At 66.9% G+C, this 9641-nt stretch carries 3 protein-coding genes; all 3 read right to left on the bottom strand.

Annotated features, from left to right (window positions below; genetic code table 11):
* Positions 1 to 3: 3 nt before the first annotated feature.
* The 3 genes from ACWGJ5_RS44860 to ACWGJ5_RS44850 all read right to left on the bottom strand — a co-directional run bounded on the left by ACWGJ5_RS44860 (position 4) and on the right by ACWGJ5_RS44850 (position 9020).
* Entirely contained in the window at positions 4 to 288 is a 285-nt protein-coding gene (locus ACWGJ5_RS44860; RefSeq protein ID WP_453315367.1) for an aldo/keto reductase, read from the bottom strand.
* 538 nt (positions 289 to 826) lie between these two features.
* Complete coding sequence (locus tag ACWGJ5_RS44855; protein WP_453315366.1) at positions 827 to 1573, bottom strand: hypothetical protein; 747 nt, start codon at positions 1571 to 1573, stop codon at positions 827 to 829.
* A 16-nt stretch (positions 1574 to 1589) separates the two neighbouring features.
* Entirely contained in the window at positions 1590 to 9020 is a 7431-nt protein-coding gene (locus tag ACWGJ5_RS44850) for a ricin-type beta-trefoil lectin domain protein (protein WP_453315365.1), read from the bottom strand.
* Between the last annotated feature and the right edge of the window lie 621 nt (positions 9021 to 9641).

Below are 9641 nucleotides of genomic sequence, written 5' to 3'. Positions count from 1 at the left end.
CTCTCACCCGTCGAGTTCGAACAGCAGCATCGGGCAGAGCATAGACTCACCCTCGCGGCATGAACCCCCGTGTCCACACTCCGGGGGACGCCTCACCCACGTGGCGACCCCGTACCCGGCGACATTCCCGGCCGCCACGGCTTCCTCCAGGACGGCGAAGGCGTCACGGATCGCGTGGTGAAGGGCGGGGCGGTCGCCGGGGTGGGCGCGCTCGGGGTTGTGGAGCAGGACCAGGTCCAACCGGTCGCGCCCGAGCTGCTCGCGGTTGCGGGCGATCTGCCAGCGCATGTAGTCCGGGCGAGGCTGTGCCCGGCCGGGGCCTGGTCCTCGGTGAGGGCACCGGCGTTCACGGCTTCAGCACCGGTGGCCGCCGTGAAGTAGCCGGCCTTCGTGGAGACCTGCAGCGATGGGTGGGCGGCCAGGGCCGGGGCGAGCAGGGTCTGCGCGCGGCCGGTGGCGTAGTTGGGGGCCGTGTCAATCCACTGCGCGCCGGAGGCGGCCGCACGGGCAGCCGCCTCCGGGATCGCCCGGCACCGGTAGGTGCCCAGAGCGAGCTGTGTCGTCACAGAAGACTCCCCACCGTCGCAACCTGCCCGAGGCCGCCGCCCGGCCCGACGAAGGCAACGACCCGCCCGTTTGTGCAGCACCGGTCCGCTGATGTTGCCGTCAACTACTGCCGTCAAGCCTGCCCAAGCCAGCACAGCGGCCCCACCGGAAACAAATCCGGCGGGGCCGCACCATTACCATCGGGCTAGGTTCCAAGCGGGCGCGAGTCGTCAACCTCTCGACGCTTGGAACTCCACTCGTCGGCCTCCGATAGACGTTCTTAGGCCAGGCTGCAGCCAAGGAATGAAGACGCCCAGTTCTTAAGCTGTGCCTGCTCCAGCACCTGCGTCACACCTCCACCTGTCACGTTCCAGTTTCCACTCCAGCGGATTAGGCGAACATCCGCATGGACATTCTCGCACTCGACGAAACTCTCGGGGGACCCTGCCAGGAGGTTCAATTCACGCAGCAAAACATCCCACGTCGTGAAGCCGCGCAAGTCACCAACACTGCCCGCACCTGTCTTGGCATTTTCGTACCGCATTCGGAGAAACGGCACAGGCTGCCTGCTCATAACGGTGGGATGCAGCATCCGCTTGAATCTGTGGATCGCCTCTTCTAGGGATTCAGTCCCCGAAATCTCACACGAAAAGGCCGGGAACACTGCCACAACGTGCTCATTGAGGACTTCATTCCTCCCAACGTAGTAGCCGTGGACGGCCGGGCTAGCCGTGGCAACTGCATCAAAGCTGGCGCCGCCGAAGCTAAAGCCCTCAGTCACCGTAAGCGGACCCAAGAGACTTGCCTCCTGAAGTGCAGCGTCGCGCGCGAACTCAATGACCGCACAAGCCAGGTCTGCATCAAACGAGTCGATAAAGTTGATCTGGAAAGCACGCCCCGGATCGCGACTCATCGCGGAGACAAACGTGAACCTCGGATTTGGCGACCACATCCACGAATCTTCCAGCCTCGAAAACAACTGAGCGCGCGGATTGGACGCGAGCAAATCTCGAATGTCTACCGCCACTTAGATCAACTCGCTCTCACCCGGAATAATTCCGACCAACATCTTGCCTGTAACGTGAGGACAGTTGCGCACCTAGACTCGAATTCAACTTCCCAGACATCGGGCGAAGGTTTGCCGGGTCATTGTACCAATCATTCCGATCAGCGCGACTCATGTCGTAGCCTTCGCCATTCCAGTGCTCAACCACCGGCTCAATATGATCAAATGTCAGATCCCCAGGAGGAATGATATTACCTTGCTCGTCAAGCCAGTCGCCCGTGTCGGGATCCTGCCACAGGGCGGCCATTTCGTCCCACGTTGACTCCCTGAATTGGCTGGGATATTCCGTATCACGCGTGTGCGTCCGGGGAGCCGCATTTGGATCTCTCGCATATCGGCCACCTCCGGGCTGTCCAGCAGGGATCCTGCATGCCGCATTGGTGTTGTGCACGAGGACCGGAATGCCACCGGCCACCACATAGTACGTGTGCAGTTGCTGAACGGTGAGGTTCCAGCGGTTTGCGGTCCCACGTGTGATGTGGATTGTGACGACGTAGACATGGCCGTTGGAGGCAGTGTTGAGGGCGTCGCCATGGTGGAGCTTGCCGGCGGGGACCCAGCTGTGGGTGGTGTCGTCCCAGAAGGGGTGTTTGGCGGTGGTGTGAAGGGTGGCGGTGTGGCCGGCCTTGGTGCGGATCGTGACGTCGAGGAGGTCGTGGTCGTGGTTGATCCACACGTGCTGGACGGTGCGGGGGCCTTTGTGTTTGCCGGTGTGGGGGTCGGCGGCCTCTACCTTGTCGCCGGGTTTGACCGCGGCGATCGCCTTGATCTTGCCGTGCGCCAGCAATACGCGGGTGGACGGGGTGAAGCTGCAGCCGCCTTCGCCGCTGCCGGAGGCTCCGGTATCGGGTTGGCTGGGAGTTGCGGCGGTTGCTGTTGCTTCTTCGGTGGTTTCGCTGACGACGTTCTTGACTTCGGCTGCGGCTGCGAGGTCGTCTTGGGCGTCGCTGGCGTCGGCGACGGCTGCGGCGGCTGCTTCGGGGGCGTCGCCGCCGTCGGTGACTGCCACCGACGCGAGGACTACCGCTGCTTTGCCGCCCCTGTACGCGTCCGTGGTGGGGTTCGCGTGCAGGACGTGCGCCATCACGTGACGTGGCTGTACATACGTCGCACCCCCGCTGCCCGGGGCCATGCCATTCGCCACGTCATGGGGGACGTTGCCCATCGCCCAGCCGGGGTTGTATTTCTCAGCCAGGTTGATGACCTCATCGAGCGCACCGGCCAGGAAGTCGCGCATGGTTCCCGACGTCGGCGGCCCGTACGTGCCCATCTGCTGGCCCTCGGCGACATCGCACCCGAACTTCGAGGAGACGTTGCAGGCAGGGCCGCTAGACGGAGCCGCTGCGGTGCCTCCGCTGGAGGTCGTCGTGCCACCGCCCCCTCCCCCGCCGGTGGTTGGGGAGTAGTCCGTACCGCCGGATGAGCCGTGTGATGGGCAGGGGATGTCCTCCGGACCGTCACCGCAGGCCAGGTGCAGGCCGGTGGGGTCGCTTCCGGTGCTGGGGTTGTCCCCGGCGTAGGAATAGCCGCTCATCTGGTTCGGGTCGCCGGCCTCCATCACGGGATCGGCGGTCAGGAAGCGGCCTTGGACGGGGTCGTAGTTGCGGGCTCCGAGCAGGTCGAGGCCGGTGGTGGGGTCGGCGGGTTTGCCGAGGAAGCCGTGGTTGTCGGTCCAGGTGGTGGGCTGGGGGCCGCGGGGGTTGCCGTAGGGGTCAAAGTAGCGGCGGGTGACCGTCAGGTTCGAGGCGGCGAGGTCCTCCGTCGCTGTGCCCTGGGCGGTGGAGACCTCGTAGGCCAGCGTGCCGTCGGAGGAGCGCACCTCGGTGATGCCGTCCGGGCCGGGATAGTAGCGCTGGCCCTTGACCGTTCCCGCGCCGGTGCTGAGGGTGAGCTGTTCGGCGCCGCCAAAGAGGTAGAGGATCTTGCTCGTCGGTGTGGTCTGGAGCAGCAGGCTGCCGCCGGCGTCGTAGAGGTAGCTGGTGGTCTGGTCCTTGCCGCTGGATGGCGTGGTCACCGAGGCTGTCCGGCCCTCGGCGTCATAGGCGAAGGACTGGGTGGCGCCGGGCAGGACGGCGCCCGTCGTCGCGTTCGTCCAGCGTTGCGCCGACGTCCCGTTGCAGGTCCAAAGCTGCAGCTGGGTGCCGTTGGTGGTGGAGGACGACGGATCGTCCAGGCACTTGCCGGACGCGGTGTTGACCAGCGAGCCGTTCGCGCCAGCTTTCCACTGCTGACCAGAGCTGCCGTTGCAGGTGTACAGGTCGGTCTTGGTGCCGTTGGTCGTTCCGCCACCTGATGCGTCGAGGCACTTGCCCAGCACACGCACTGTGCCGTCGGTGCCGATCGTCCACTGCTGGGCGCCGGAGCCGTTGCAGGTCCAGAGGTCGATCTTGTTGCCGTCGGTGGTGGCGGAGGAGGAGTCGTCGACGCACAGCTTCGTGCCCGAGCGGGTCAGGCCGGAGACGAGCGGACCCGATGTGGTGACCGTCCGGCCGGTCGTGTCACCGGCACTGTTGTAGGCCGGCGTCATCGTGGCCGTGCCGCCCGGCCCGGTGGTGGTGATCTTGGTGGCGGCGTTCGCCAGGGTGGCGGGGGACGTGCCGCTGCCCGGGTAGGTCACCGTCTGGGTGACGTCGTTCGCGGTGGTGCCCGAGGTGTCGTGCTGCACCTGCTGGGTGCGGTCGCCCAAGGCGTTGTAGATGTACGACTGCCAGTACGGGGCCGGGCCGCCGAGGGTTGCCGCCGAGGGGGTGCTGGTCGTGCATCCGCCGGTGCTGCCGACCCCGGCCGTGGTCAGGCCCGCGGTGTCGGTCCAGGCCGTCGTCAGCCGGTTGAGGTGGTCGTAGGTGAAGCACTGGGTGTCCGTGGTGCCGCCGGACTGGGCGTCGGAGACCGCGGTGACGTCGCCTGCCTGGTTGTAGCGGTAGCTGGTGACGTCGAGCGCGGAGGTGGAGCTGGTCTGCAGGTTCACGCTGGACTGGGTGACGCGGCCGGTGGCGCCGTCGTAGGAGAAGGTCGGCTCGACCTGTTCTCCGTACAGTCCCCACCGGGTGTCGGTCACCTGGCCGAGCGGGGTGTAGTCGGTGGTGTCGAGGTAGGTGCCGTTGCCGCCGAATCCGTCGAGCAGGCCCTGCAGGTCGTAGCCGTAGCCGACGGTCTCGGAGGCAAGGCCGCCGTCCGCGCCGTAGTCGGTTTCGGAGAGCAGCCCCATGACGGGGGTGTAGCTGTACTTGACGGTGTAGGTGTTGGAGTTGCTGCCGGTGCCGTTGCTGGGGAACCCGGTTGATGTCGGGATGGTGGTCGAGGCGCCGGTGGGCTGGTAGTCGGTGGTGTAGCCGGTGATGGCCTGCGTGTAAGCGTCTCCGCCGGTCCCGCCCACATAGCGAGTCGAGGAGGTGGGGTATCCCTTGGCCAGGGTGTCGTAGCCGAAGGACGCGAGTTCCTTGCTCGGGTCCGGGGTCGCGGACCAGGCGCCCGAGTACTCAGCGGTCTTACGGTCCAGGGCGTCGTAGGCGTAGGAGAGGATCTGGCCGCGCGCGTCGGTGGTCTGCAGCAGGTTGCCGAGATCGTCGTACTTGTCGAACGTCGTGGTGCCGGTGTCGGGGTCGGTCTGCTTGGTCTCCTGGCCCAGCAGGTCGTAGCTGTAGGTCCACTTGTTGCCCGCGTTGTCGCTCATCGTGGCGACCTGGCCGGCGGGCGCGTAGGTGTAGCTGGTGACGACCGCGTCGGATGCCTTGCCGCTCGGCGTGGCCGTGTCGTCGTACGCCCAGGTCGCGGTGGTCTGACCGAGGGCGTCGGTGAAGGACGAGGTCGCCGTGCCACCGGATGCCGGAGTGGTGTCGGTGCGATCCACGCCCGGGTAAGCGGTGGTGGACTGCCACTGCTGCGTTCCCTTGGACCACAGCTGGGTGGCGGTCGTGCGTCCGAGCCCGTCGTGGACGGTGACCTGCTGCGAGGGCACCTGGTTGTCGTCGGCGACCCACATGGTGGTCGCCGGGGAGGTGCTGCTCTCGTAGTAGGCGCTGTTGGCCTTCCGCACCCAGCCGTGGCTGTCGTAGAACGTGTCGGAGATCAGCCGCCCGGCCTGGTTGTTGGCCGTCGTGGCCTGCGTCTGGCGCAGCTGCAGCATGCCGTCGTAGATGTTGATGGCAGTGCTGTAGTTGCCGTCGTCACGCAGGGTTTTGGTGCTGACGGTGACGGGCGCTGTGCCGTTGACGGCGTAGGCGAAGGTTCTGCTGGCGCTTTGCGAGGTCGGGCGTCCGGGCAGCCACATCGCGGTGCGGCGTCCGAGTGCGTCGTAGTCGATGGTGGTGGTACGGCCGTTGGGGTCCGTGCTGGTCATGGTCAGGCCGTGCAGCGGGTCCATGACGGATGTGGTGGTCCAGTTCCGCGGGTTGGTGGTGACGAGCTGGGTCGGGAGCTGTCCGGTGGTGGGGGTGAAGGTGGTCTTGGTGGTGTTGCCGGCCGCGTCCTGGACCTGGATGGCGCGCCCGTACTGGTCGTAGTGGGTCGCCTGGGTCGTGCGGTAGGAGGGGGCTCCCCCGCTGTAGCCGGTGATGACCTGGTTGGCTGTCAGGTCTCCAGTGGTGCCCAGGCGGCCGAACGTTCCCGTGTTGGCGACGGTGCCGTCGCCGTCGTAGAACATCCGTTTGTCGGAGATGGTGGTGCTGGTACTGGGTGTGGTGCTGCAGGGGCCGGCGACGGCGAGGATCTCGTCCGGGTAGGAGAGCATCATCGGGTTGCCGCTGGGCGGGGTGGCGTAGCTGGTGGTGGCGCACTTCTCCTGGGAGGGCACGCTGACGTCGCCCTTGGCGTCGACTGTGGTGGGCAGGGCGTCGCCGTTGTAGGACGTGTCGGTCTCGGCCTCGCGCCAGCTGCCGCTCGCGAGCAGCCCGTACGTGCGCTGCTGGCTGGTCTTGGTCATGCGGGCGACGACGGCGGGCAGCGAGGAGCCGCTGCTGTGGGTCGCCGTGATGGTGAAGGACTGCGGAAGGTCGATCTGTTTGGCGTCGACGCTGCCGCCGGCTTGCGTGTAGGTGTCGGCTTCCAGCGGGATACCGGACAGCCAGTCGCTGTCGGTGACGGTGTCGCCGACGCTGTCCGTCACGCTGACCGAGCGTTTGGATCCGTCGGCGCGGACATCACCGTCCATGCCCTGCAGATATGTGGTGGTCTTCTGGGTGATCGGATCGGGGGCCGCGCCCGTGGTGACAGTGACGGTCCGGTAGCCGCGGAACTGGTCCCACGTGCGGTAGGTGTCGTCGGTCAGTTCGGAGTCGTCGCGATGCCAGGCGGGCCCGGAGTACGTGTAGTTCGAGACCTGCGTGGGCGAGCCCGTGCCGGTCGCATCGGAGACGTCGACCGTCTTGACCCGGGTCTTGTTGAACCAGTCGGAGACCGGTGTGACGCCGCCGGGGATGGTCCAGTACACGTTGTAGCAGGACTTCGTGTCGGCATCGGGCGCCGACGGCATCGTGTTGTTCAGCCGGGAGCAGTCCGGGTCGCTGTAGGTGACGGCGATGGACTCGCCGGTCTCCGTGGTGATGGAGGAGATCCGCGGGTGGAACAGTGCCGGTTCGTTGCCACCGTCGACCCGGTTGTCGATCTCGGTGCTGAGGAAGCTGACCTTCGGCTGTGTGATCGGACTGCTGCTGCCGCCGCCACTGGTGTCGTTGCCGGTGTGCTGGATGGAGCTGAGCCACATCACCGACTGCAGCTCGCCCTCGTCGGCCGCGTCCTGGCCGGACTGGCCGGTGACCAGGTCGACGGTGCCGCCGGCGTCGGAGTACGTCTGGTTCAACTGGTAGGTGTCGACGCTGGTCAGGGTGCCGCCGACGTTGACCTGGGTGACGACCGAGTCCAGCCGGTCGGTGGACCAGAACGACGGAGCCGTGGTCAGGCACACGTTCGACCCAGTGCCGGACGTGGTGTCGGTCGATGCGCAGTTCAGGTCGTAAGGGGTGTCCGGCCAGTTGGTGGCGGTCTTGTCGTTGAGGTTCGCATACGAGCAGTCGGTGAACGTCGAGGAGGTCTGGCAGCGCTGGGCCGTGTTGAACAGCACGCGCGCGCCGGGCTTGCTCCCGGCAGCCTCGTCCGCCAGCTGGTAGCCGTAGTCGATCTCGGTCAGGTAGCCACCGCGGACGTACTTGGTCAGCGTGCCGGAACCGCCGGAAGCAGCCACCTGGCCGCCGCCCCGGTCGTAATAGTTGGTCTCGGTGGTGTAGGTGTAGCGCTGGATGTTGGTGTGCGGGTCGACGACGAAGTCGAGGTTGAACCGGTAGCCCATCGTGCACTGGGAGTCCTTGCCCTGACCGGAGTCGTAGCAGGGATCTGTCGACTTGGGGCTGTAGACCGGCTCACCCCAGGCGCTGTTGGTGGCCGTGTCCGAGGTGGTGCCGGGGGCGTGGTTGCGCCCGAAGTAGTAGGCGGTGCCGTCGGTCGTGGTGACCTTGAAGTACTCGCCGTTCCACAGGCCGTTGTCCGCGCCGCCGAGTTCCTCGATCTTGGTCCCGTCGTCGCCCTGCAGGTGCCAGGTCTGTGTCGCTGTGGGCGTGGCGGAGTTGCTGGAGTCGTCGCGTACCAGGGTGCCGGAGTGGCCGCCCAGGGAGAGGGTGGCGAGCCAGCCGCCCCAGCACAGGTCGGCGGAGTCGCTGATGCCGTCCTGCTTGCACGGCTTGTAGGAGCGCTCGATGAAGCCGGGCGAGTACGACCAGCCGTCACCGATCCACGACGACTGCGAGTTACGGGCGGAGGTCTCGCCGTCCTCGGACTGCGAGTCGTAGGCGAAGGCGACGGAAGGAGCCGCACCGCCGAGCGAGCGCGGTACGGAGATCGGGTACGAGTAGGTGAACGCGCCGGTTCCGTTGGTGCTCCAGCTACCCGAGGGGTTCAGGCTGGTCGCCGTGTAGTCGCCCTGAGAGCCGGAGGTTCCGGAGACCGCCTCGACGGCGGTCATCGGCGCCATCGATGCGGAGCCCGCCGTGGCGTCGGCGTGGGTGGGTGTGCCGGCCGTGCCAGAAGTCGTGGTGCGGGGCAGGTTGAGGGTGGCCGTGAGTTTCTTGGCGACCGGGTTGTTGGTGGTGGCGAGCGGGCTGCGTACCCGGCAGGCGGGCTTCTGGGGGGTCGTCAGGATGCAGCCCGGGACGGTCACCAGGTGCAGGCGGGAGGCGAACCCGCCACCGTACGCCTTGTCCAGGGCGGAGTAGTCAAGGGTGATCGCCACCCGGCCCGACGATGCGGCACCGTCACCGCGTGCGAAGCCGACCAGCATGCCGTCGGCTCCGGCTGCCTCGGTCTGGGCGTGGCCGGCCAGTTGTACGCGCACCGCGGTCGGCGCGCTCGGAGCCACACCGCGCTTGTTCGCCGTCTGCTTGGCCGGGGCGACCCACACCGGCAGGTTGCCGGCCCGCACGGGGGAAACCGCGGGCCCGCCACCGGACTTGTGCTTCGAAGCTGGCGTGGTGGCAGAAGAATGTGTCCTGTGTGTCAGCACGACCGTGCTGCTGCCAGCGCTCGGCCACGCCGGGCGGGACGGCCGGTAGGTCCGCAACGGCTTGCTGGGCTTCTGGGGTTTGACGGTGTGTCTCGTCAGGGGATGTCCGCCGACGCTGGGCGTCTTGTAGGTCGGCCCGGCGCTCCACAGCTTGCCGTCGTAGTGATACTCCGGCACCCCGCGGGCAACGGCCGCCGACACGACCAGCGTGGAAGCGGCGACGGTCGCTGTCGCCACCGTGAGCCCACGCCCCCATATCCGTCTGCGCACGGTTGCGAACCAGCGCAAGCCAGAACCCACCTCGAAGCCCCCCTCTTACCGAGCGCCCCAAGGTGAAGAAACGGTAAGGAACCCGTAACGGCGCGGTGACGGTACAAACGGAGGAACCTTATTGATCAGACATCAGTTCGGCAATAGCCTGTGCCGGCGGTCCCGCTGGGAACTGCGGCCGCTCCTGTCACTCAACTCGCCCATCAGCGCCTGGCCACCATGTTCAGTCCACCTGCGTACGCGTACGTCACTGATGGCTCGTCGGACCGG

It is taken from the genome of Streptomyces sp. NPDC054783 (assembly GCF_053611725.1).
The sequence above is the reverse complement of the archived record's forward strand: the minus strand, read 5'-3'. Positions and strand labels throughout refer to the sequence as shown.